General features: G+C 35.6%; 33 protein-coding genes. 30 read left to right on the top strand and 3 right to left on the bottom strand.

Going from position 1 to position 23,598, the window contains the following annotated elements; translation table 11 throughout:
• The first annotated feature begins 184 nt into the window (after nt 1-184).
• Nucleotides 185-3,010, top strand: a complete 2,826-nt coding sequence (locus AAGU07_RS04465) for a PAS domain S-box protein (protein ID WP_342459339.1) — start codon at nt 185-187, stop codon at nt 3,008-3,010.
• 80 nt (nt 3,011-3,090) lie between these two features.
• Here the strand turns inward: AAGU07_RS04465 and AAGU07_RS04460 are convergent, their stop codons facing one another.
• From AAGU07_RS04460 to AAGU07_RS04450, 3 genes are all read right to left on the bottom strand, one after another.
• Nucleotides 3,091-4,068, bottom strand: coding sequence for a biotin--[acetyl-CoA-carboxylase] ligase (locus tag AAGU07_RS04460; protein ID WP_342457972.1), 978 nt, complete (start codon nt 4,066-4,068; stop codon nt 3,091-3,093).
• Between the two features lie 442 nt (nt 4,069-4,510).
• On the bottom strand, nt 4,511-5,134 hold the full coding sequence (locus AAGU07_RS04455; RefSeq protein ID WP_342457971.1) for a type 1 glutamine amidotransferase family protein: 624 nt from the start codon (nt 5,132-5,134) through the stop codon (nt 4,511-4,513).
• Between the two features lie 64 nt (nt 5,135-5,198).
• Complete coding sequence (locus tag AAGU07_RS04450; RefSeq protein WP_342457970.1) at nt 5,199-6,689, bottom strand: acetyl-CoA carboxylase biotin carboxylase subunit; 1,491 nt, start codon at nt 6,687-6,689, stop codon at nt 5,199-5,201.
• 230 nt (nt 6,690-6,919) lie between these two features.
• Between AAGU07_RS04450 and AAGU07_RS04445 the strand changes: the two genes are divergently transcribed.
• The 29 genes from AAGU07_RS04445 to AAGU07_RS04305 all read left to right on the top strand — a co-directional run bounded on the left by AAGU07_RS04445 (nt 6,920) and on the right by AAGU07_RS04305 (nt 23,580).
• Nucleotides 6,920-7,558: an METTL5 family protein gene (locus AAGU07_RS04445; protein WP_342457969.1), complete on the top strand. Its 639-nt coding sequence runs from the start codon at nt 6,920-6,922 to the stop codon at nt 7,556-7,558.
• Between the two features lie 222 nt (nt 7,559-7,780).
• Nucleotides 7,781-8,608: a putative RNA uridine N3 methyltransferase gene (locus AAGU07_RS04440; protein ID WP_069582899.1), complete on the top strand. Its 828-nt coding sequence runs from the start codon at nt 7,781-7,783 to the stop codon at nt 8,606-8,608.
• Between the two features lie 30 nt (nt 8,609-8,638).
• Nucleotides 8,639-9,649 carry a 50S ribosomal protein L3 gene (rpl3p, locus tag AAGU07_RS04435; RefSeq protein WP_342457968.1) on the top strand — a complete coding sequence of 337 codons (1,011 nt, stop codon included), beginning with the start codon at nt 8,639-8,641 and terminating at the stop codon, nt 9,647-9,649.
• Between the two features lie 42 nt (nt 9,650-9,691).
• Complete coding sequence (gene rpl4p / locus AAGU07_RS04430) at nt 9,692-10,474, top strand: 50S ribosomal protein L4 (RefSeq protein WP_069582897.1); 783 nt, start codon at nt 9,692-9,694, stop codon at nt 10,472-10,474.
• A gap of 18 nt (nt 10,475-10,492) precedes the next feature.
• A complete protein-coding gene (locus AAGU07_RS04425; protein ID WP_069582896.1) occupies nt 10,493-10,753 on the top strand; it encodes a 50S ribosomal protein L23 in 261 nt (86 codons plus the stop codon).
• A gap of 64 nt (nt 10,754-10,817) precedes the next feature.
• Nucleotides 10,818-11,543: a 50S ribosomal protein L2 gene (locus tag AAGU07_RS04420; protein WP_342457967.1), complete on the top strand. Its 726-nt coding sequence runs from the start codon at nt 10,818-10,820 to the stop codon at nt 11,541-11,543.
• A 102-nt stretch (nt 11,544-11,645) separates the two neighbouring features.
• On the top strand, nt 11,646-12,056 hold the full coding sequence (gene rpsS / locus AAGU07_RS04415; RefSeq protein WP_048080009.1) for a 30S ribosomal protein S19: 411 nt from the start codon (nt 11,646-11,648) through the stop codon (nt 12,054-12,056).
• Nucleotides 12,057-12,068: 12 nt separating this feature from the next.
• A complete protein-coding gene (gene rplV, locus AAGU07_RS04410) occupies nt 12,069-12,530 on the top strand; it encodes a 50S ribosomal protein L22 (protein WP_342457966.1) in 462 nt (153 codons plus the stop codon).
• 5 nt (nt 12,531-12,535) lie between these two features.
• The gene (locus tag AAGU07_RS04405; RefSeq protein ID WP_342457965.1) at nt 12,536-13,396 is read left to right on the top strand and encodes a 30S ribosomal protein S3; all 861 of its coding nucleotides are present in this window, start codon (nt 12,536-12,538) and stop codon (nt 13,394-13,396) included.
• 38 nt (nt 13,397-13,434) lie between these two features.
• A complete protein-coding gene (gene rpmC / locus AAGU07_RS04400; protein ID WP_069582892.1) occupies nt 13,435-13,641 on the top strand; it encodes a 50S ribosomal protein L29 in 207 nt (68 codons plus the stop codon).
• A 5-nt stretch (nt 13,642-13,646) separates the two neighbouring features.
• The gene (gene yciH, locus AAGU07_RS04395) at nt 13,647-13,952 is read left to right on the top strand and encodes a stress response translation initiation inhibitor YciH (RefSeq protein ID WP_048080005.1); all 306 of its coding nucleotides are present in this window, start codon (nt 13,647-13,649) and stop codon (nt 13,950-13,952) included.
• A gap of 239 nt (nt 13,953-14,191) precedes the next feature.
• Entirely contained in the window at nt 14,192-14,473 is a 282-nt protein-coding gene (locus AAGU07_RS04390) for a ribonuclease P protein component 1 (protein ID WP_069582891.1), read from the top strand.
• A 4-nt stretch (nt 14,474-14,477) separates the two neighbouring features.
• Nucleotides 14,478-14,798, top strand: a complete 321-nt coding sequence (locus AAGU07_RS04385) for a 30S ribosomal protein S17 (protein ID WP_048080003.1) — start codon at nt 14,478-14,480, stop codon at nt 14,796-14,798.
• A 1-nt stretch (nt 14,799) separates the two neighbouring features.
• The gene (locus AAGU07_RS04380) at nt 14,800-15,198 is read left to right on the top strand and encodes a 50S ribosomal protein L14 (protein ID WP_069582889.1); all 399 of its coding nucleotides are present in this window, start codon (nt 14,800-14,802) and stop codon (nt 15,196-15,198) included.
• 18 nt (nt 15,199-15,216) lie between these two features.
• Complete coding sequence (gene rplX / locus AAGU07_RS04375) at nt 15,217-15,570, top strand: 50S ribosomal protein L24 (protein WP_069582888.1); 354 nt, start codon at nt 15,217-15,219, stop codon at nt 15,568-15,570.
• A gap of 1 nt (nt 15,571) precedes the next feature.
• Entirely contained in the window at nt 15,572-16,300 is a 729-nt protein-coding gene (locus AAGU07_RS04370) for a 30S ribosomal protein S4e (protein WP_342457964.1), read from the top strand.
• Nucleotides 16,301-16,819: a 50S ribosomal protein L5 gene (locus AAGU07_RS04365; protein ID WP_342457963.1), complete on the top strand. Its 519-nt coding sequence runs from the start codon at nt 16,301-16,303 to the stop codon at nt 16,817-16,819.
• Nucleotides 16,812-16,964, top strand: a complete 153-nt coding sequence (locus tag AAGU07_RS04360; RefSeq protein ID WP_176720184.1) for a 30S ribosomal protein S14 — start codon at nt 16,812-16,814, stop codon at nt 16,962-16,964. The genes AAGU07_RS04365 and AAGU07_RS04360 overlap by 8 nt, the downstream gene beginning before the upstream one ends.
• 9 nt (nt 16,965-16,973) lie before the next feature.
• Nucleotides 16,974-17,366, top strand: coding sequence for a 30S ribosomal protein S8 (locus AAGU07_RS04355; protein WP_083240879.1), 393 nt, complete (start codon nt 16,974-16,976; stop codon nt 17,364-17,366).
• A gap of 14 nt (nt 17,367-17,380) precedes the next feature.
• Nucleotides 17,381-17,914: a 50S ribosomal protein L6 gene (locus tag AAGU07_RS04350; RefSeq protein ID WP_342457962.1), complete on the top strand. Its 534-nt coding sequence runs from the start codon at nt 17,381-17,383 to the stop codon at nt 17,912-17,914.
• 12 nt (nt 17,915-17,926) lie between these two features.
• Nucleotides 17,927-18,262, top strand: a complete 336-nt coding sequence (locus AAGU07_RS04345; RefSeq protein WP_342457961.1) for a 50S ribosomal protein L32e — start codon at nt 17,927-17,929, stop codon at nt 18,260-18,262.
• A gap of 162 nt (nt 18,263-18,424) precedes the next feature.
• Nucleotides 18,425-18,871, top strand: a complete 447-nt coding sequence (locus AAGU07_RS04340) for a 50S ribosomal protein L19e (RefSeq protein WP_069582882.1) — start codon at nt 18,425-18,427, stop codon at nt 18,869-18,871.
• A gap of 16 nt (nt 18,872-18,887) precedes the next feature.
• On the top strand, nt 18,888-19,472 hold the full coding sequence (locus tag AAGU07_RS04335; protein ID WP_342457960.1) for a 50S ribosomal protein L18: 585 nt from the start codon (nt 18,888-18,890) through the stop codon (nt 19,470-19,472).
• Nucleotides 19,469-20,110, top strand: coding sequence for a 30S ribosomal protein S5 (rpsE, locus tag AAGU07_RS04330; RefSeq protein ID WP_342457959.1), 642 nt, complete (start codon nt 19,469-19,471; stop codon nt 20,108-20,110). Before AAGU07_RS04335 ends, rpsE begins: the two co-directional genes overlap by 4 nt.
• A gap of 11 nt (nt 20,111-20,121) precedes the next feature.
• Nucleotides 20,122-20,580, top strand: coding sequence for a 50S ribosomal protein L30 (rpmD, locus tag AAGU07_RS04325; protein WP_342457958.1), 459 nt, complete (start codon nt 20,122-20,124; stop codon nt 20,578-20,580).
• A 21-nt stretch (nt 20,581-20,601) separates the two neighbouring features.
• Nucleotides 20,602-21,039: an uL15 family ribosomal protein gene (locus tag AAGU07_RS04320; RefSeq protein WP_342457957.1), complete on the top strand. Its 438-nt coding sequence runs from the start codon at nt 20,602-20,604 to the stop codon at nt 21,037-21,039.
• 28 nt (nt 21,040-21,067) lie between these two features.
• Complete coding sequence (secY, locus tag AAGU07_RS04315) at nt 21,068-22,411, top strand: preprotein translocase subunit SecY (protein ID WP_342457956.1); 1,344 nt, start codon at nt 21,068-21,070, stop codon at nt 22,409-22,411.
• A 12-nt stretch (nt 22,412-22,423) separates the two neighbouring features.
• On the top strand, nt 22,424-22,981 hold the full coding sequence (locus AAGU07_RS04310) for an adenylate kinase (protein WP_342457955.1): 558 nt from the start codon (nt 22,424-22,426) through the stop codon (nt 22,979-22,981).
• A 35-nt stretch (nt 22,982-23,016) separates the two neighbouring features.
• Nucleotides 23,017-23,580, top strand: a complete 564-nt coding sequence (locus AAGU07_RS04305; RefSeq protein WP_342457954.1) for an EMC3/TMCO1 family protein — start codon at nt 23,017-23,019, stop codon at nt 23,578-23,580.
• The last annotated feature ends 18 nt before the right edge of the window (nt 23,581-23,598 follow it).

The raw sequence follows: 23,598 nt of genomic DNA, 5'->3' as shown, positions 1-23,598 counted from the left end.
AAATCATCTATTTTAACGTATATTTTAAAAATCAATCATTTGAACTGTTAAATTAGATAAATAATTTGATAAAACATGAATAAGAACAAAATTGTGCAGGAGTTTTATTGCATAAATCATAAGTTATTTATCTTAAAAAATTAGAGTAATTAACGAGGATTGGAAATGAATATAGTTCGGAGGAATTATATTTAAAGAAACTGATATTAAATTCAGGGAAATTTTCTTGAAATCTCCAATAGGTATTTTATTTTATGATAACGAAGGTAAATTAATCGCTGCAAATCAATCAGCTAAGGATATAGCTGGAATTCCAGAATCCGAGGATGTAAGTGTAAACCTATTTAACAATCTTGATGTTGTTTCTAGGAAGGAAAAGCTGATTGGTGAAGGGGTAATTAAATTTCAGTCCCAAATGAATTTTGAAGATATGAAGGCGGCAGGATATTATGAGCCTACTAGATCAGGGACTGCATACTTAGATTTTACTATTTCTGTTGTTGATTCAGGGTATTTAGTCCAGATTCAGGATATTACTAAACGTAAAAAAATTGAAGAAAGATTAATGGAAAATGAAAAGAAATATCGTGAACTGGTTGAAAATTCCAACAGTATTATCCTTAAAATGGATAAAAAAGGACAAATTACTTTTTTTAATGAATTTGCTGAGAAATTCTTTGGTTTTAATAAAGAAAAAATTATGGGAAAAAATGTTATTGGTACAATAGTCCCTGAAACTGAATCTTCTGGAAGAAATCTCAGAGAACTCATTAACAGGATTGTAAGTGATCCTGAATCTCATATTAATATGGAAAATGAGAATATAACTCATGATAAGAGAAGAGTTTGGGTCGCATGGACAAATAAAGGTATTTATAATGATGATGGCGAGGTTACAGGTGTTTTAAGTATTGGGACAGATATTACCAAGCGTAAAGGTGCTGAAGATGCCTTTAAACATTTGATGTTTGAGGTCTCAAAATCTAAGAATTTGATTTTAAAAGAACTAAGGGAAGCCCATAATAATTTAGAATTAAAAGTACAAAAGCGAACTAGAGAGCTTAATGAATCTAATTATGCTCTGCGAAAAGAGATTCAAGAACGCAAACATGTTGAAGAAGATCTTATTAAATCAAGGAATTATCTTGATAAAATTATAAACTCAATTGCTGATCCTGTTTTTGTTAAGGATAACCAGCATCGCTGGATTCTTTTAAATGATGCTTACTGCAAACTCATGGGCTATTCACGAGAAGAAATTCTGGGAAAATCAGATTATGATTTCTTCCCCTCTCATGAAGCGGATATTTTCTGGGAGAAAGATGAAGAAGTGTTTAAAACTGGAGTGGAAAATGTTAATGAAGAAGAATTCACAGATTCTGAAGGCAATATACACATTTTACTCACTAAAAAAACGTTATACACTGATATTTCTGGAGAACAATACATAGTGGCAAGTATCAGAGATATAACTGAGCGTAAACAGGCTGAAAATGAATTACGCCAGAACGAAAGGAAGTTAAAGTTAGCTATGGATATGGCTAAATTAGCGTACTGGGAATATAATGTCAGTTCAGACTTGTTTACTTTTGATGATAGGTTTTATAAGTTGTATGGTACCACTGCTGACCATGAAGGAGGATTACAAATGTCATCTGAGGAATATGCCCAAAAATTCCTTCCTCCTGAAGAATCGTATATGGTAAGAGAAGAATTAACTAAAGCTTTAGAAACAGATGATCCTGACTTTTTTGGACAGGTTGAACATACAATTATGATGGCTGATGGTGAAAAACGCTTTATTATAGTCCGTTATGGAATTATTAAGGATGCTGAAGGTCGAACTATCAAAACTTATGGTGCAAATCAAGATATTACAGAACTCAAAATGGCAGAAAAAGAGCTGAGGGAGAGTGAACTAAAGTACAGGACTCTTTTCAATTCTTCGCCAGATTCTACAATCCTTGTAGGGACAGATGGTAATTTAATGGATGTAAACTTGGCGGCACAGGAAGTTGCAGGATTATCTAAGGAAAATTTGGCTGGTAAACATTTTACAGAACTGAACTTATTGCTTGATGAAGAAATGCCGTTGCATATAAAAAAAGTTTCTCAGATTTTGGAAGGAAAGAGTTTAAAGCCGTATGAATCACGATTTATTGACAGAAGTGGCAAAGTTCGCTATGTTGAAACCTATTTAAAAGCATTAAAAAAGGATGATGAAATATTTGCTTTTAATGTGATTGCTCATGATATTACAGAACGTAAAAAAGCAGAAGAGAAATTAAAAGAGATAATAGATGAGTTGGAGCGTTCTAATTATGAGCTTCAGCAGTTTGCATACATCACATCCCATGATTTACAGGAGCCGCTTAGAACAATTGCAAGTTTTACACAGCTTCTTGAGAGAAGATACAGGGGCCAACTTGACAGTGATGCTGATGAGTTCATTGAATTTATAGTGGACGCTGCTGTTCGCATGAAAGAAATGATTCAGGGGTTACTTGAGTATTCCCGTGTTGGAACTCAAAAAGTTGAATTTAAAGAGGTAAATATGAATGTGGAACTTGGACAAGCTCTGTCTAATTTACATGCTTTAATTACTAAAAACAGGGCTGAGATTACTCATGATCCTCTTCCGGATGTTATGGCAGATTCAGATCAGATGGTCAGGGTTTTCCAGAATTTAATTAGCAATGCTATTAAGTTTAGAAAGCCTGGTGAACCTACAAAAATCCATATTTCATGCCAGATAGATAAAGGAAATAATGAATATATGTTTTCTGTTGCAGATAATGGGATAGGGATAGAAAAAGAATATAAAGATAAAATTTTTGAAGTTTTTAAACGATTACATGCAATGGGCAAATATGAAGGAACTGGAATAGGTTTATCAGTTGTTAAAAGAATAATAGAGCAATACGATGGGCGAATTTGGGTTGAATCGGAACTGGGCAGGGGTTCGACTTTTTATTTCACTTTACCATTTACCCACTCAAAAGATCTTTGATTTTTGCAAAAAATTGAATTGATTGAAAAAATAAAGCAGAACTTAAATCAAAGGAAATATATCTTTTCCATAACATCTCACTATAAATTTCTAGATATGTGCCTGCACTCACCAGAAATAATTTTTTTAAGTGTTCCATCTTCCAGTTCTAAAATCAAAGCCCCTTTACTGTTTACACCTACAGCTTCTCCGCGGATAAATTCGGTTCCTTTTCTAATTTCTACTTGCCTTCCAATTGTTTTTGAAAGCTGACGCCATTTTTTTAAAATTTCATGGAAGTTACCCTTGTTGAATTCATCATACATTGCTTCGAAATTTCCGAGGAACTTTTGTACCAGTATCATACGGGATATATCATGATTCAGTTCGCTTTTAAGAGATGTCGTTGTATCTTGGAGTTCTGGAGGGAGTAAATTTATATCAATATTGGCATCGATTCCAATTCCTGTAATGATGTAGTCAATTGTGTTTATTTCAGTGCTTATTTCAGTTAATACTCCACAAACTTTTTTATCGTCTATTAAAACATCATTTGGCCATTTTATACCTGCATCAAGTCCATATTCGTCTTTTATAGTTTCTGCAGCTGCAACACCTGCTATAAATGTTAATTGAGGTGCATTAATAGGCAATGTATTAGGCCTTAATATAATAGATAACCATGCGCCGCCTAATGGAGATATCCATTTTTTTCCACGTCTGCCTTTTCCTCTCCTTTGACTTTCTGCTATTACAATTGTTCCTTCTGGTGCACCTTCTCTGGCCAATTTTTTTGCAACTTCATTTGTAGAATCCACTTCTCTAAAATAATGAATCTCTTTTCCAATGTAATTGGTGTTGAGTTCATCTTTGAGTTTATGAGGTAATAATAAGGTTAGATCTTCTTTAAGCTTAAATTCTTTATTAGAAGATGTTTCAATAGTGTATCCCTCATTTTTAAGTGAGTTTATATGTTCACGTGCTTCTGCTTCTGGAATTTCAAGTTTGGAAGTTAGATCATCAATATGGATATATTTACCTTTTTTTTCATAAAGAGCTTCTAACACTTTATCTTTCATTTTAACACCGATTTTATTTAATATTTATAGTTAGGATTCTATAATGTCACCTTTTAGCTCATCAAAATGTACAAAATTGTACTGCAAAGGTACACTTAATTTTTATAAAATATTAGATGAAAATTGACATCCAATTGATATATTTCTATCCATATATTACTTGCCCATGATTATATAAATTAATTATCCTTTTAAGACAAAGGACTTTTCAAGCCCCAATAGGATGAAAATAAAGTTTGAAAGGGAAATAATCTTAGAAAATCAAATGGTATACCTTTTCATAAAAAATACTATTTTTAGCCATAAGTTGCTATAGTTTTTGTATGTGCATATAAAACCATTTTTTTACTATAACTTAGGTCTTCATTTAAAATCAGTGACATAAGACAAAAAGATGATAATAGCTTGAAAAATTTAAAAAATGGAAGAAAAGTTATAAATTTCATTTTCCAATGGATTCCATAAGGGCATAGAAGAATTTTGAGTCCTTAGTTTTATATAATTGATACCATGCTTCCAGAGTTTCAGTTTTCATTAAATTTGTTCTTTTTAATACTTCGTATGAAAACTCTAATGGGGCAATACCGCTAGCTGTTATTAGATTGTCATCTGTAACTGCTGGTTGATTTAAATAAAAATTCTCTCCAGTGTATTCAGGACAAAACATTTTAAAAAATTCTATATCATTACTTGTATGTTTTCTATTGTCTAATATTCCTTTATTTGCTAGGGCGACTGTGGCTCCGCAAATTGCTGCAATAATTACTTTTTTATTTATAACATCAGAAGCAATATCTATTATTTTTTTATTTTCCTCTTCCATCCATGTGTCTGCTCCAGGTAAAATAAGTAAATCATCTTCCTTAAACCGGATATTATCAATACTCTCATCTGGAGTAATTGTAATACCTCCCATTGTTTTTATCGGCTCTGTGGTATTCCCAATTGTTATAAGCTCGACCGAAGGTTTTGTATTATCCAGATACCTGCCACTGTTCAGTTCAGCTGTTAAATAACTGATTTCCCAATCTGCTAATGTGTTTAATAAATATAAATATACTTTCATAAAATCTCCTTAAGCATTTTAACACCGGATTTATTTTAAATAATAGTATAACTAAAAAAAATAATTATAATTCCTTTTTGGAATTATTTAAGTTTGTCACGTAACTATTTACGGCAGCAGACACTGCAGCAATTTTAGGAGATGGTAAGAATGTAGATTTCAGCCTTGCTGCAATCTTTTCATCTGCTTTCATTACCTGCGCCATGTGCCCCATGATTTCGCCGCGGTATTCATCAACGAAGTGGGTATGCAGTTTAGCTTTTATGAAACTTTCACTCAGCATCATTGATTTATGGAATGGAATAGTTGTTTTAACTCCTAATATGATATATTCATTCAGGGCTCTTCTCATACGTGCTATACATTCATCCCTTGTCATTCCATAAACTATAAGTTTGGATATCATGGAATCGTAAAAGGAAGGTATCGTATAATTCATGTAAACTCCGCTGTCAACTCTGACTCCTATTCCTCCTGGAGAACGGTATCCAGTTATTTTACCAGGATTTGGAGCAAAGTCATTCAGCGGATCTTCCGCATTTATCCTGCATTCTATGGCATGTCCTCTTACTGTAATATCTTCCTGCCTGCAGCAGAGTTCTTCACCTGATGCTATTTTAAGCTGTTCTTTTACTAGATCTATTCCGGTTATTATTTCAGTTATAGGGTGTTCAACCTGTATACGGGTGTTCATTTCAAGGAAGTAAAATTCACCATTTGAATATAAAAATTCAACAGTTCCTGCATTGGTGTAACCTATATAAGAAGCAGCTTTAACAGCGGCACTTCCCATTTCTTCCCTGAGTTCTTCAGTCATAATTGGGGAAGGTGCTTCTTCAATCAATTTTTGATGTCTTCTTTGAATTGAACATTCCCTGTCTGCAGCGTGAATGGTGTTTCCGTGTTCATCTGCAAGTATCTGGAATTCAATATGTCTTGGCTCTTCTATGTATTTTTCAATGTAGATGGTTGAGTCTCCAAATGCGGAGGCTGCAACTGACTGTGTGGACTCAATTGCACGTACAAGTTCATCTTCTTCGTAAACTGTACGCATTCCAATTCCTCCACCTCCCGCAGATGCTTTTACAATGACAGGGTATCCAATTGATTCTGCTATGTCAACTGCTTCATCAATGTCAGTTACCCCTTTGGCAGTACCTGGAACAACAGGTACTCCTGCTTTTTCCATTAACTTTTTAGACTCAATTTTACTTCCCATGGCCTTTATAATAGATCCGTTAGGTCCTATTAATTTGATACCATGCTTTTCACATTCAAATCCTAAATTTGGATTTTCGGCTAAAAATCCGTAACCTGGATGAATTGCCTCAGCACCACTTTTTTCTGCAACATCGATTATCTTTTCGATGTTCAGATAACTCTGTGATGGGCTTGGATTTCCTATATTATAAGCTTCATTAGCATATTTTGCAAAAAGAGAATTTGAATCTGCATCAGAGTATACAGCGACGCTTTTTACACCGAGCTCTTTACATGCTCTCATTACTCTTATTGCAATTTCACCACGATTAGCAATCAGTATTTTATTAAACATGATATCACCTAGCAATACTATTTACATTAGTTTCTCTACAAGATTGTATGACGTTTTCGTCATGATTATCAATAATTTTAAACATGATATCTCTAAAAGTTTAAGATTAACTTGGATATCGTAGATTAATTTAGTTATTTATAGCTATGATTCATGATCACTTATTAATTTATATTTGATCTATATTTATTTCTAATTAAGTTTAAGATAAGTATTATATGGATGCTAAAATGAGTAAAAAAATAACAATTACCAAAAAAAGACACCTTGAAATGATGCTTCAACAAATTCCTCCCCATAAATCTCCAAAAGTCCATTTGGAACAGTATACGACGCCTTCAAACATTGCCTCTGATATTTTGTGGAATGCATACTCTTTGGGAGATATAAAAAATAAAAAAGTAATTGATTTGGGCTGTGGTACGGGTATATTTGCTATTGGGTCTGTTTTACTTGGGGCAAGTGAAGTTACTGGTGTGGATATTGATCATGAAGCAGTAGAAATTGCAGGTATACAAGCATCTAAGATGGGCGTTGAAGATAATATACAATTTATTTCAAAAGATATCCGCGACTTTACGGGAAGTGCAGATACTGTAATTCAGAACCCTCCATTTGGAGCACAAAAAGCAAAAAGAAAGGAAGCAGATAGAATTTTCATGACTAAATCTATGGAAATTGCTCCTGTTGTATATTCATTTCATGTACTTGAAACAGAACCATTTGTAGAAAGATTTTTTAATAAATTGGGTGGTTGCATAACACATAAATTCTCTTATAGTTTTCCCATACCTCGCACTTATCATTTTCATGAAAAAGAAAAGATCGATATAGATGTGATTGTGCTGCGGATTCAAAAGAAGGAATAGATAAAATAGAGGGTTTAACTTCCCACAATATTTATATATAAAAAACGCCATAATTAGTGATGTTATTTGATATCCAAACTATTAAATAGCCTTAAATCATAAATTATTATTAAATAATTTTGTGAGTAATAACATTGTATCTTAGTATTTATATATAACTTAAGCTAAATCTAAAAAGGTTGTACACTATATATATAACAGATAGAAAACAGATAGTGGTAAATGACACTAAGACATTTATCCATTTTTATACCTGCCTCAATAACTGCTGAGAGTAAAGATTTGAGGATAAAGACTTACAAAGTAGGGCTGATTGGTAGATCTGCGGCAATATTTAAGGCTGATAAGATTGTTGTTTACAACGATATTTCTGATAGTAAAGAGGTAAAGTTTATTAGTGATGTTCTCACTTATATGAATACGCCTCAATACCTTCGAAAAAAGGTATTTCCAATCACAAGGGAATTAAAAAACGTGGGAATTCTTCCACCGCTTAGAACTCCTCACCATCCTACAGATGAACCTCAAGTGGGCGATTATAGGCAAGGGTTCACCGTAAAAAGGACAAGAAGAGGTACAATGGTCGATATTGGTGCGGATAGACTCGCACTTTGTCGTGAAAAACTCAGCATAAATAAAATATTTAGCTTTCGTATAGTTAAACTTTCGAAAGAACATATATTAATAGAACCAGACAAACCCGATTCTTACTGGGGTTATGAGGTTTTATCTACTTATAAGGACTTGTATGAAAGCATATTAGAAGTAAAGCCCGATTTTGTTATTGGAACTTCTAGATATGCAGAGCCCATCACTTCTATTTTAGATGAAGTAAAGCACAAGATAAAAGATGCCAAACATTTGGCTATTTTGTTTGGTGGTCCTTATTCAGGCTTGCATGAACTTATTCAGGGCCGAAAAAACATAATAGATCTTGAAGTAAATACAGTTCCATCTCAAGGAACTGCTACTATAAGGACTGAAGAGGCGGTTTTAACAACTTTATCTGCATTTAATCTACTTTTAAATGCAGAGAACTCGGAAAATTGAATGAATTGTTAAGTAAGGAGGTAAATTAAAATGACTAGACATCACCAACCAAGATCAGGATCAGTTGCATTTAGTCCTAGAAAAAGAGCATCTAAACAATCACCAAGGATTAAATCCTGGCCTAATGTTGAAGAAACTGGGTTGCTCGGATTTGCAGGATATAAAGTGGGAATGACCCACGTAATGATGAATGACAACAGGAAAAATTCACCAACAGAAGGAATGGAAATATCCACACCGGTGACGGTATTGGAAGTGCCACCTGTTGTTGTAATGGGTATAAGAGCATATGAAAAGACAACTTATGGGCTTAAAACCATGATTGATATTATGGCAAGTGATTTAAGTGAAGATCTCAGGCGTAAAATACCATTACCTGAAGAATATGATACTGATTCTAATTTAAACAAATTAAATGAAAATATTGATAAAGTTTTTGATATACGTGTTTTGATACATACTAATCCTAAAGCTACAAGCGTTCCTAAGAAAAAACCTGAAATAATAGAATGCGGACTTGGTGGAGCAACAGTTGCTGAAAAACTGGAGTATGCTACAAGTGTTCTTGGAACTGAAATAAATGCAGCTGACGTTTTTTCTGATGGGGAACATGTTGACTCCATAGCAATTACTAAAGGTAAAGGATTCCAGGGACCTGTTAAAAGATGGGGTATCCGAATTCAGTACGGAAAAGCTGCAAGAAGTAGTAAAGGAAGACACGTAGGTTCATTAGGTCCATGGTCACCAGAAAGGACTATGTGGACAGTTCCACAAGCAGGTCAAATGGGATATCATAAAAGGACTGAGTATAATAAACAGATTCTTAAGATTGCAGATGCATCTGAAGCAGATGCCGTAAATCCTGAAGGTGGATTTGTTAAATATGGTCTCGTGAAAAACAATTATGTTCTAGTGAAAGGATCACTTCCAGGCCCATCAAAAAGACTTGTAATACTTAGAAAAGCATTCAGGCCTCATGGAAAACATAATGATGCACCTGAAATATCATACATATCAACTGCTTCAAAACAGGGAGTCTGAAATTAATCATATCATATTTGGAAAATTAAAGAGGGATATTAAATGAAAAAGATCAAGGTTTATTCACTGGAAGGCGAAGTCATAGACGAAATCAAGCTACCTGATATTTTCAACGAAGAATTTAGACCAGACATCATTAAAAGAGCAGTCATTTCTTCACAAACAGCAAGGATTCAACCATGGGGTACAGATCCTATGGCTGGAAAAAGAACAACTGCAGAATCTTACGGTTCTGGTCGTGGTGCAGCAATGGTGCCTCGTGTAAAAGGAAGCAGACACCCTGCAGGTTCTAAAGCAGCATTTGTACCTCAAGCTGTAGGTGGTAGAAAAGCACACCCACCAAGGCCTATAAAGGTTTACCATGAGAAAATAAACAGGAAAGAAAGAAGATTAGCAATAAGATCAGCAATTGCCGCAACTACAAACAAAGAATTGGTAGAAAACAGAGGACACAAAATTGAAAATGTGCCTCAGGTTCCGTTTGTAATTGATGATGAATTAGCTAAAATTAAAAGCACTAAAGAAACAAGAGAAATATTTAAAAAACTTGGAATAATGGATGACATTGTCAGAGCCAAAACCGGTAAAACAATTAGAGCCGGAAAAGGTAAAATGAGGGGTAGGAAATACAAAGTACCAAAAGGACCACTAATAGTTGTTGGGGAAGATAAAGGAATAAGTTTAGGTGCAAGAAACCACCCTGGCGTTGACATTGTATCTGTTGAAAATTTAAACACCGAACTTTTAGCACCAGGTACACATCCTGGAAGATTTACAATATTCACTAGATCTGCAATTGAAAAGATAGGTGAACTTTTCCAATAAGTTAAAGGACGTGTAAACATGGATCCTTATTCAATAATAATAAAACCTCATTTAACAGAAAAAAGTATGAATGCAATTGATCAAAAAAATGAACTAACCTTTGCAGTATTAAGGACTGCTAGAAAGTCTGAGATCAAAAATGCATTTGAAGACCTTTACGCTGTTAAAGTGGAAAGAGTAAACACACAGGTTACATCTAAGGGTGTAAAAATAGCCTATATTAAATTGGCAGCGGAACATAGCGCAGAGGATATAGCAGTTAAAATGGGAGTATTTTAATATTCTTTAATTTAATTTGATATCCGCAAAGACCTTTTATAGGTCATGTATGGAGGAATAAAAAATGGGAAAACGTTTGATATTACAGAGGAGAGGACGAGGAACCCCTACTCACAGAAGTGCATCGCATCGATTTAAAGGAAAAATCGAATACCGATCATATGACAGTATAGAGAAAGAAGGCAGTTTAAAAGGAAAAATTGCTGATATTATTCATGACCCTGGAAGAAGTGCACCAGTGGCATTAGTAAAGTTTGAAAATGGCGAAAAGTTACTTGTTTTAGCGCCGGAAAGTGTACAAATAAATGATGATATAGAATTTGGAGTTTCAGCACCAATAAAGGCTGGAAATGCATTACCACTTGCACAAATTCCAGAAGGTACACCATTATATAATCTTGAAAAAAATCCAGGAGATGGCGGAAAATTCGTTAAATCATCTGGTACTTACGCTTCTTTAATAACCCATGATGTAGGAAAGGCAATCGTTGAATTGCCATCTGGAGAATTGAAAGCATTCAACCCTGCCTGCAGAGCAACAATCGGAGTCGTTGCTGGAGGAGGAAGAAAGGAAAAACCATTCCTCAAAGCTGGAAACAGATTCTATGCTTTAAATGCTAAAGGTAAAAAGAATGTTAGTGTTAGAGGAGTAGCAATGAATGCTGTAGATCACCCACACGGTGGTGGAAACAGACAACATCCAGGAAGGCCAACTACAGTTTCAAGACATGCGCCAGCAGGAAGAAAAGTTGGTTCAATTGCTGCTAAAAGAACAGGGCGAAGAAGATAAACTTAAGATATTGAAAAAAGGGAACCCTAAAACACGAAGTGTTTGGGGCACCGAAAATCATCAGATTTTTGAGTGTAAAATAAGTTATAAGGAGGAGACTAATTGGCTAGAAAAGAATTTGTATATCGCGGTTATACTTTAGAAGAGTTACAGCAAATGCCATTGGATAACGTTATAGATCTGTTCCCATCAAGACAGAGAAGATCCTTAAAAAGAGGATTTTTACCAAGGCAGAAAAAAGTACTCGAAAAAATTAGAAAATTAAAAAAAGATGAAAACAAGGGCGGAAGACCTCAAATAATTAAAACCCATTGTAGGGATATGATTGTCCTTCCAGAAATGGTTGGAGTAACCTTTGGAATTTACAACGGGAAAGAATTTACTGAAGTTACAATTCAGCCAGAAATGATTGGATGTTACTTCGGAGAATTTGCACCAACAAGAAAACGAGTAGAACACGGAGATCCGGGAATGGGTGCTACAAGGTCATCTATGTTCGTACCTCTTAAATAAGGAGAGAATACAATGGCAAAGATTAACTACGCTTTTACAGACGACGATAAGTCTAAAACAGCAAAAGCTCTTGGAAGATCTCTTAAGATCTCTCCAAAACATGCTGTTGAGATATGTAACAAGATAAGAGGAATGAAGGTAGAAAAAGCTGAAGCTTACCTTGAAGACGTAATTGAAATGAAAACTGCGGTTCCATTTAAAAGGCATAACAAAAAAGTAGGTCACAGAAGAGGAATTGGAGGATGGCCAACTGGTAGATACCCAGTTAAAGCTGCAAAACAGATCCTTGACATACTCAAAAATGCTGAAGCAAACGCTGAATATAAAGGCCTTGATACAGAAAATCTCAAGATAATGCATATATCCAGCCACAGGGGATACGTAATACGAGGATGGACCCCAAGAGCTTTCGGAAGGGCTAGCCCATTTAACACACCAACTACACACGTACAAATCGTTCTAGGGGAGGCATAGATTACATGATTGAAAAAGATTTCGTTACAGAAGGTCTTAAAAGGACAAGGATTGATGAATACCTTGAAAGTGAGCTTGAAAGAGCTGGATATGGTGGAATGGAAGTCCAACTAACTCCTCTAGGTACAATGGTTGTTGTTTATGCAGAACGCCCAGGTATGGTTATAGGAAGAGGTGGAAAAACCGTCCGTAACATAACTCAAACTTTAAAATCAAACTATGGACTTGAAAATCCTCAAGTAGAAGTTAAAGAAGTTGACGTTCCTGAACTTAACCCAAAAATAATGGCTCATAAAATTGCAGCAATGCTACAGCGTGGAATGCACTTTAGGAGAGTTGCATACACAGCACTTAGAAGAATTATGGGTGCTGGAGCACAGGGTGTAGAAGTTACAATTTCTGGTAAAATAAGGGGTGCAAGATCTGCAACTGCAAAATTCAACGACGGATACCTTAAAAAATGTGGAGAACCATCCACAAGATTTGTCAGATCCGGATTTGCAACAGTTCAACTAAAACCTGGTGTTCTGGGAATATATGTTAGAATTATGCCACCGGGAATGGTTTTACCTGATAAAGTGGATATCATAAAGGTTGAAACTGAAGAACCAGAAGTTGAAGCAGTTATTGAAACTGTAGAAACAGAAGAAGTTGAAGAGTCCCCTGAAGAAGTAGAAGAAAAACCTAGTGCGATTTCTGAAGAAGTCGAAGAAGAAGCAGCTGAAGAAACAAGCGAAATCGAAGACACTACCTCCGAAGAATCAGAAAAATCAGAAGAACCAGAAGCACAAGAAGAACCAGAAGAAACAAGTGAAGACGAAGAAGATACAAAAGAAGCACAAGAAGAACCAGAGAAAACAGAATAGAATGACGGATACAATAAATATAAAAGGGATGGAATGACATGGTAATATTAAGGAGCAAAGAAATACGTGAAATGGATATTGAGGAAGCCCAGAAAAAACTGGATGAACTCAAAGCAGAATATGCAAAAAATGTTTCAAAAAGTTCTGCAGCCGGAGTTTATGATAACCCTGGAAAAATTAAAGAACTTAAAAGAACAATTGCACGTGTCCTTACCATAATGAACGAAAAACAGAGGGAGAAGTAAAATAGATGAAAGTCTGTGAAATATGTGGTCTTCCAGAAGAACTTTGTGTCTGTGAGGAAATAGCTCGAGAGATTCAGAAAGTTAAAGTATACACAGTAAGAAGGCGATTCGGAAAGCTTATGACCATCGTAGAAGGTATAGATGAGCACGATATTGATATTAGGGAACTGACAAAAGAACTTAAGGCAAAATGTGCCTGTGGAGGAACAGCTAAAAAAGGCCAGATTGAGCTTCAAGGGGATCATAAACAGAAGGTCAAACAGGTTCTGGCTAATATGGGTTTTTCTTCAGATACCATAGAGATAAGGTAATTTTGCAGACGAAAATGGAGCACAAGCAATGTGTTTATAGGCTTGTTCACTTGTCCTGAAAACAAAAATCTTTGATTTTCAAGGATGAAATACAGAGCTTTGCTCCAAATTATATTCTGATTTGAGGGTTTTGAAATTTTAAAACTCAGATCAGTAAAATTCAGTAATATCAAGTGAATCTCAGGGTCCAAAGTATCTGGATCGCACGAAGTAATGAGACTTTCAAATACTATTAAAAAATGATAACTCCTAAAAACATATTTCGTCATGAGTTAATTGGGCTTCCTGTTAAGATTGCAGGCAGCACTCATGAAGAATTTATTGGAATCAAAGGAAAAGTTGTTGACGAAACTAAGAGTACTATCCGAATTGAAACGGATAGCACTGAAAAAATAATTCCCAAGGGAGTTGCAACTTTTCATTTTTATTTGCCTGATGGCAGTATTGTTGAAGTAGAGGGTAAGATTATCATTGCTCGCCCTGAAGATAGAATAAAAAAGAAATTCAGGAAATTTTGGTGATAACATGATAGGTATCGACGTTACAGAACCTAAAGAAAAATGTGAAGATCCTAACTGTCCGTTTCACGGCACTCTTCCTGTAAGAGGCCAAATATTAGAAGGTATAGTTACAAGTAACAAGGCAGAAAGGACAATTACAGTAGAAAGAAGTTTCTACAAATTTATCCGAAAATATGAAAGATATGAAAAAAGGAAATCAAAAATACAAGCACACCTACCAGACTGCATGAACGTTAACGTAGGCGATTCAGTAAAAATTGCAGAATGCAGACCACTAAGTAAAACAAAAAATTTTGTGGTTATAGAAGTCAAGGGAGATAAGTAAAATGAAAGCTATCAGCTCAAATGTTACAAGAGTTTTACCTATCGGTGCCAGACTTCAATGCGTTGACAACACCGGTGCAAGAGAAGTTGAAATAGTATCTGTTAAAGGATACAAAGGTGTAAGACGAAGACTTGCAATTGCTGGTGTTGGTGATATGATCATAGTTTCTGTTAAAAAAGGAACTGTAGACATGAGAAAAGAAGTCATGACTGCAGTAGTCGTAAGACAGAAAAAAGAATATAAAAGGGCAGATGGCCTAAGGGTTAAGTTTGAAGATAATGCAGCAGTTATAATTAGCCCTGAAGGTGTTTTAAAGGGTTCTGAAATAAGAGGTCCAGTTGCAAAAGAAGCAGCTGAAAGATGGCCGGGTATCGGAAGCGCTGCAAGTACAATAGTTTAAAATTTTTAGGTGATTATAATGTCAAAACAACCAAGAAAACAGAGGAAATTCCTCCATAAAGCACCTTTACACGTACGTCATAATTTAATGAGTGTAACATTAAGTGACGAACTCAGGGAACAGTACGGAAAAAGATCAATCCCTGTAAGAAAAGGTGATACTGTACAGGTAATGCGCGGTGACTTTAAAGATCACGAAGGAAAAGTTGAAAAAGTCGATATTAAAAATTATAGGGTCCTTATAGAAGGAGCTTCTGTGCAGAAACCAGACGGGAATCAAGTTTATCATTCAGTACATCCATCCAACTTGAGAATAGTTGAACTGGATCTTGATGATGACGAAAGAAATGAAATAGTAGAAAGGAAGGGATAAAATGGCAATAATGGGATCAAGAAAACATCTTAAACGTTTCAAAGCACCAAAACACTGGCCAATTCATCCAAAAGAAAATAAATGGACCACTAAACCAAATGCAGGTCCACATGCTATAGAAGGATCATTACCTTTACTCCTTATAGTTCGTGATATCCTCGGCGTTGCTGATAACGCAAGGGAAGCAAAAAGAATTATAAATAACGGTGAAATTCTTGTAGATGGGAGAGCAAGAAAAGATTACAAGTTCCCTGTTGGATTTATGGATGTAATTGAAATTCCAAAATCTGAAAAAGTTTACAGGGTTTTACCTGATGAAAAAGGAAGGTTAACACTCCACTCCATTGCTGCAGAAAATAAAGATTTTAAACTCTGCAAAATTACAGAAAAAACTACCATAACTGGAGGAAAAACTCAACTCAATCTCCATGATGGAAGAAATCATATTGTAGACAATGGATACAAAGTTGGGGATGTAGTAATTCTTAAAGTTCCAGAACAGGAAATAACAGATAGCATTGACTTTGTAAAAGGTAATATAGGTCTTATAACTGGTGGTAAACACACTGGTGAAATTGGTAGAATAAAAGAAATTAACATAACTAAATCTTCAATGCCTAACACTGTTGAAATGGAAACTGAAGATAAAAAAACTTTCCTTACCTTAAAAGATTACGTTTTTGTAATCGGTAAAGAAGAACCAGCAATTGCACTTCCTGGAGGTAAATAGATGAACCCTATGGAAGAAGTGAAAATAGCCAAAGCAACTGTTAACATAGGTGTCGGTGAAAGTGGAGAAAGGCTTGCAAGGGCTGAAAAATTATTATCAAGCATAACAGGCCAACAACCTGTACGTACTTATTCTAAAGTTACAAACCCTGAATTTGGTATCAGAAAAGGGCAGCCTATCGCATGTAAAGTTACATTACGTGGTGAAAAAGCTGATAAAGCTATTAAAATGGTACTGGAAGGTATTGAAAGAAGGATAAGAGTAACTCAATTTGATGCTCAAGGCAATCTTTCATTTGGAATACACGAACACATAGATATTCCTGGAATGCGTTACGATCCAGATATTGGTATATTTGGAATGGATGTTTCCATAACCTTCGAAAAACCAGGTTACAGGATAAACCGAAGGAAAATACAGAGGAGAAAAGTTCCAGATAAACATAAAGTCACTAAAGAAGACTCTATCAAATTTATGGAAGAAAATTTTCAGGTTAAAATATTAACTAAAGGTGATTAATTTGCCAAGAAAATACGGAAAAGCATCAAGAAAGTGTAGCAGATGCAATGATCATTCTGCACTCGTTAGAAGATACGGGCTCATGTTATGCAGACAGTGCTTCAGAGAAATCGCCCCTAAAATTGGGTTTAAAAAATATAATTAAGAGGTGTTAATTGTGCTTATGGATCCTCTAGCAAACGCGCTTACTAACATGAGAAACAATGAAATGCAGGGAAATAAAAGATGTAAAATTTCACCAGCATCTAAAATGATAGGGCGTGTTTTAAGAACAATGCAAAAAGAAGGGTATATCGGCGAATTTGAGTTTGTCGATGATAACAAAGCTGGACAGTTCATAGTTGAACTTGAAGGAAATATAAACAAGTGCGGTGTAATAAAGCCAAGACACGCCGTTAAAAAGGACGAATTTGAAAAATTTGAAAAGAGGTACTTGCCATCTAAAAACTTTGGAATTATGATCCTCACAACACCTGAAGGAATCATGACTCACAAAGAGGCCAAAGACAAGGGAATTGGTGGCAGGCTCTTAGTATATGTTTACTAAATTTAGGTGATAAAATGGTTGAAGCAGTAGTCCTTAGAGAAGAAATTCCTATTCCTGAGGGTATAGATGTCACTGTAGAAGATGGAGTGACTGTAAAAGGATCAAAAGGACAGCTCTCAAGGAAATTTAACTATCCTAATGTTGTAGTTAAAAAGGACAATGGTAACGTAGTATTAGAAGCTCATTTTCCTAAAAAAAAGGATAAAGCAATGCTTGGAACTATAAGGTCCCATATCAGCAACATGATAACAGGATTAACAGACGGATTTACTTATAACATGAAAATAGTTTATGCTCACTTCCCTATGACTGTAAAAGCTGGCAAGGACAAAGTTACCATAGAAAACTTCCTTGGTGAAAGGTATCCTAGGACAGCAAAAATTGTTGGAAGTGCTAAAGTTCAGGTAAAAGGTGAAGAAGTAATAGTCACAGGTATCAACAAGGAAGATGTTGGACAGACTATGGCTAACCTTGAACAGGCTACCAAAATAAAGGGAAGAGATCCAAGGGTATTCCAGGATGGAATATACTTTGTAAGTCGGGAATAAGGCGGTGACAAAATGAAAAAACCAGATTTCAAAAGGCAGGAATGGTTTAGATACAAAAAACTCGGAGATAAATGGAGGAAACCTAAAGGAAAAACCAGTAAAACCCGAAGATACGAAAAAGGAAAACCTGCAATGCCTGCAATAGGTTACGGATCTCCAAAAGCGACAAGAGGACTTCATCCTTCAGGATATATGGATGTGCTTGTCTGCAATATGAAAGAACTTGAAAACCTGGACCCAGCTACACAAGCAGGTAGAATTAGTTCTACCATTGGAAAAAGGAAAAAAGAAGTAATGCTTGCACGGGCAAAAGAATTAGGAATCAAGATTCTAAATAAGGGAATTTAAGTACTTAATGCAAAGTACTTAAAGTCAGTATTATTTACTGACGTTTTTGCATTTGCAAATTAAATTTATTGAACTCGTAAAGAGTTTTGATCAACCGGGGACACTCAGTGTTTGGAATCAAGTTCTACCATGAATTTGAACGGTTGAAATGGAGGTTTCTTCATGAATCTTACTACTCAAAAAAGATTGGCTGCAGATATACTCAAAGTCGGGGAAAACAGGGTATGGATAGATCCTGAAAGGACAGAAGAAGTATCAAGAGCCATAACTCGAGAAAGTGTAAAACAACTAATAAATAATAAAGCTATAATGGCAAAACCACAAAAAGGCATAAGCAGCTATAGGTCAAAAAAGATAGCTGCACAAAAGAAAAAAGGAAGAAGAAAAGGCCATGGTAGTACAAAAGGAGCTAAAGGAGCTAAAAATCCAAAGAAAGAAGCTTGGATGACTACTATACGTGCTTTAAGAACTGATCTAAAAGATATGAGAAATAATAGGGAAATTAATAAAACTACCTACAGAAAGCTCTATAAAATGGCAAAAGGTGGCGCTTTCAGAAGCAAATCCTACATGAAAACCTATGCAAGGGATCATGGTCTGCTTAGGTAAATAAGGAGGAATTTAATTGGCACAAGGATCAAGATACAAAGTGGCTTTTAAAAGAAGGAAAGAAGGTAAAACTAATTATGGAGCAAGATTAAAACTCATAGAATTAGATAAATTACGAATGGTTGTAAGGATCACTAACAATCATGTAATATCACAGATAGTTAAAGTTGCTCCAGAAGGGGATGAAACTGTAATTTCAGCACATTCCAATGAAATTAAAAAAATGGGATGGCTCGGATCTACTAAAAACACTTCTGCGGCATATCTAACTGGATTTTTATGTGGGAAAAAAGCGTTAAATGAAGGCATAGATAAAGCTGTTTTAGACATCGGTTTAAGGTCACCTACCAAAGGTACAAACATATTTGCAGTACTTAAAGGTGCAGTAGATGCTGGACTTGACATTCCTCACGGTAGTGCAATTTTACCTTCAGATGAGAGGATAGCTGGGGAACATGTGGCACAGTACGCTGAATCTTTAACTGATGATGAACTCAACAAGAGATTCTCAGGATACATTAAAAATGGATTATCCCCAAAAGACCTCCCTGACCATTTTGGAAAGATTAAACAAAAAATAAATGATGAGGTATCAGGATGAACTATAATAAAGAAGAATGGGAACCAAAAACCAATCTGGGACGTATGGTCAAGGAAGGCACAATAACTGATATAGATGAAATTTTGGAAAAAGGCCTTCCAATCATGGAGCTTGAAATTGTTAACACTCTCCTACCAGATTTAGAAGAAGAAGTAATGGATGTAAATCTCGTTCAGAGGATGCACAAATCTGGAAGAAAAGTTAATTTCAGGGTTATTGTCGCAGTTGGAAATAAGAAAGGATATGTAGGTCTAGGGCAAGGTAAAGCTAAAGAAGTAGGTCCTGCAATAAGAAAAGCTGTTGACAATGCTAAATATAATATAATCAAAGTAAGAAGAGGCTGTGGTGACTGGGGATGTGTTTGTGGAAGAGAACACACAGTTCCATTTAAAGTATCTGGAAAAAGTGGTAGTGTAAGAGTAACTTTAATCCCAGCACCTGGTGGAGTAGGTCTTGCAGTAGGAGATGTTGGAAAAACTATCCTAGGACTTGCAGGAATATACGATGTATGGTCTCAGACAATGGGACAAACTCAAACAACCATAAACTTCGCAAACGCTGTTTTCGATGCTTTAAAACAATTAAGTAGAGTTAAAGCAAGGAAATCCGACCTTAAAAGTCTTGGAGTCGCAGTATAATTGGTGATAACATGATTGCAGCAATAAGAGTAAGAGGCAGGACAGGAATCAGAAAAGACATTGAAGACACACTTAAAATGCTAAAGCTTACCAGAATTAATCACGCAGTTTTAATTGAAGACACCCCTAGTTATCAGGGAATGCTTCAAAAAGCTAAAGATTACATAACCTGGGGAGAAGTTGACGCAGACTCAGTAACAAGTCTTATATCAAAAAGAGGAAAATTACCAGGTAATGTTAAACTCACTGAAGAGTATGTTAAGGAAAACACTGACTTTTCCTCAATAGAAGACCTTTCAAAAGCAGTAATAGAATCTGGTGCTAAATTGGAAGACAGTGGGATAAAACCATTATTTAGACTTCACCCTCCAAGGAAAGGATATAAAGATCTTAAAAAGACATTTGTAGAATCTGGAACTTTAGGTTACAGAGGGGAAAAAATAGGGGATCTCATCAAAAAGATGATCTAACCTATTAGGGAGGATTATATTATGATAAGAAGGACACGAAAAATAAGGAAAATGAGGGGCTCACGAACTGTGGGTGGTGGATCTTCTAAAAAACGAAGAGGAGCCGGTCACAGAGGTGGAAGAGGAAACTCTGGTCTTCACAAAAGTAAATGGACATGGACTGTTAAATTCGATCCTAAACACTTTGGAAAATATGGATTTAAAAGACCTCAAAGAAGTATCTTCAAATTCGCTCCAGTAAACTTAGACTACTTAGATGAAAAATCAGAAGAATTTGTAAAACAGGGCTTAGCAACTAATAAAAACGGTGCTATTGAAATAGACATCACCGACCTTGGCTACAACAAAGTTTTAGGAAAAGGTAAAATAAGCAAGCCTTTAATTATAAAATCACCTAAATTTTCCAGTTTAGCGATTCAAAAGATAGAAGAAGCTGGTGGGGAAGTAGTAATTCTTTAAACGAGTATTAAACTAAGGAGTGAATTTCTTGCTTGAAAAGCTACAACCAATTTTTTCAATAATTCCTCAGGTCAGATCGCCTATACAAAGGCTGTCTTTTAGAGATAAAATTAAATGGACAGGTATAATTCTTATACTGTATTTTGCCCTCACTAACATCAGCCTTTTTGGGCTTAGTTCCGCGGCTGTTGATCAATTTGGAGCATTAAGAGCTGTAATGGCGGGTAGTTTTGGTTCAATTCTTACACTTGGTATAGGACCAATAGTTTCAGCGTCGATTATACTCCAGCTTTTGGTTGGGGGAAAGATACTAAATTTAGATCTTTCAAGGCATGAGGATAAAGCTTTATTTCAAGGAACTCAAAAACTCCTTGCTATCATATTCACACTGTTTGAGGCAGCTGTGCTTGTTTTAGCCGGTGCTGTCCCACCATCAGATCCATCTTTTACTGCACTTCTTGTAGCACAGATCACCCTTGGTGGAATTGCTATAATTTATATGGATGAAGTCGTGTCAAAATGGGGATTTGGAAGTGGAGTAGGGCTTTTCATTGTTGCAGGGGTATCCCAGCAAATACTGGTAAGTGCATTTAACTTCCTTCCATCTGCAACTTCACCAGGAGTACCTGCTGGAAAAATTCCACAATTCATATATTTATTGACCACTGGAAACCCTGATTTCACTCTGCTTATTCCGATACTTGCTACAATCATAGTATTTTTAATTGTAGTATACGCGGAAAGTATGCGTATTGAAATACCGTTGTCATATGGAGGGGTGAAAGGTGCAAGAGGAAAATATCCTCTGAGGTTCATATATGCAAGTAACATGCCTGTTATATTAACAAGTGCACTACTTTTGAACGTGCAGTTGTTTGCTTCTGTGTTCCAAAAAATAGGGTTCCCAATTTTGGGACAGGTTTCAAATGGTCAGGCTATAAATGGAATTGCATATTACCTCACAACTCCAACTAGTCTAAGTATATTACTCACAGATCCATTAAAAGTGCTTATTTATGCTATTGTATTCCTGGGATCATGTGTTATATTTGCGTGGCTCTGGGTTGAGTTAAGTGGAATAGGACCAAAACAGGTTGCAAAACAGCTTCATCAAATGGGAATGCAAATTCCTGGACAAAGGAGCAGTAGAGCTCATTTTGAAAGGATACTTAAGCGATATATTCCAGGTATAACTGTTCTTGGAGGATTATTTGTCGGGCTTTTAGCATTTGGTGCGGATTTAACAAGTGCACTCGGTGGAGGTACAGGTATTCTTTTGACAGTGGGTATAGTATACAGGCTGTATGAAGAAATAGCGCAGGAACAGTTGATGGATATGCATCCAATGCTCAGGAAATTCTTAGGAGATTAAAGAGGGACGGATATGAAAGTCGGCGTAATTGCAGGAATTCCAGGATCAGGAAGCACTACAGTTTTAACTAAGTCACTTGAATCTTTAGATTATGTACATGTCAATTATGGGGATGTAATGCTCGAAATTGCACAAAAAGAGGGTCTTGTGGAAGATAGAGATGCCTTAAGAAAATTGTCCCCTGATGTACAGAAAGAAATTCAGAAAAATGCTGCAAAAAGTATAAGAGAGATGTCAGAGGATAATAATATTATTGTCGATACTCACTGTACTATAAAAACACCTGCTGGTTTTTTACCTGGACTTCCAAAATGGGTATTAGACGAACTTCAGCCAGATATTTTTATATTAATTGAAGCAGATAGCGATGAAATTTTGATGAGGAGACTCAACGACACAACGAGAACAAGAGATATGGAAAAACTAAGTGATATACAGCTCCATCAAGAAATGAACCGTTCAATGTCCATGGCTTACTCAGCACTTACTGGTGCTACAGTAAAAATTATTGAAAATCATGACAACAGGCTTGAAGAACCTGTAGAAAATATGATAAATACTTTAAAATAGTTTAATTAAATATTTTAAAATAAGAGGAACACAAAATGGTATTAGAATGGATTATGGCAGGGTTAAACTCTTTATTTGACCCCATAATATATTATTTTGGTCCCAATAAATTTTTGGCTGTATTTGCAATAGGAGCCATAATTTCGTTTGTGACCACACTTGCAAACAAGCTTCTTGTGGATCAGGACAGACTCATGTATCTTCAAGATGAGATGAAAGAGTTCAATCAAGAGATGGTGGAAGCGAGGAAAACAAACGATCCAAAAGCATTGGCAAAAGTTCAAAAAAAGCAGATGGAGTTCATGAGCCTTCAAAAAGAAATGATGCTTATGTCATTTAGACCAATGATAGTGACATTTGTCCCAATACTCATTGTGTTCTGGTGGATGGCTCAATCACAGTTAAATAATATAGTAATTCAGTTACCATCCTTTGCTTACTATATACTTTTAGTCCCTATCTGGCATATGTTCTATCACCTATCGCCAGGATTAAGTGGAATGGTTATCGAATGGCTGGGATGGTATATACTGGCTGCATTCGGATTTTCATTCGTATTCAGGAAATTGATGGGACTTAAAAGTGCTGGAGGAATGTAACACATTCATCCAGTGAAT

Source organism: Methanobacterium sp., assembly GCF_038562635.1.
Lineage (GTDB): Archaea > Methanobacteriota > Methanobacteria > Methanobacteriales > Methanobacteriaceae > Methanobacterium_D.
Note: the sequence above shows the minus strand (reverse complement) of the source record. Positions and strands in the feature narration are given on the sequence as shown.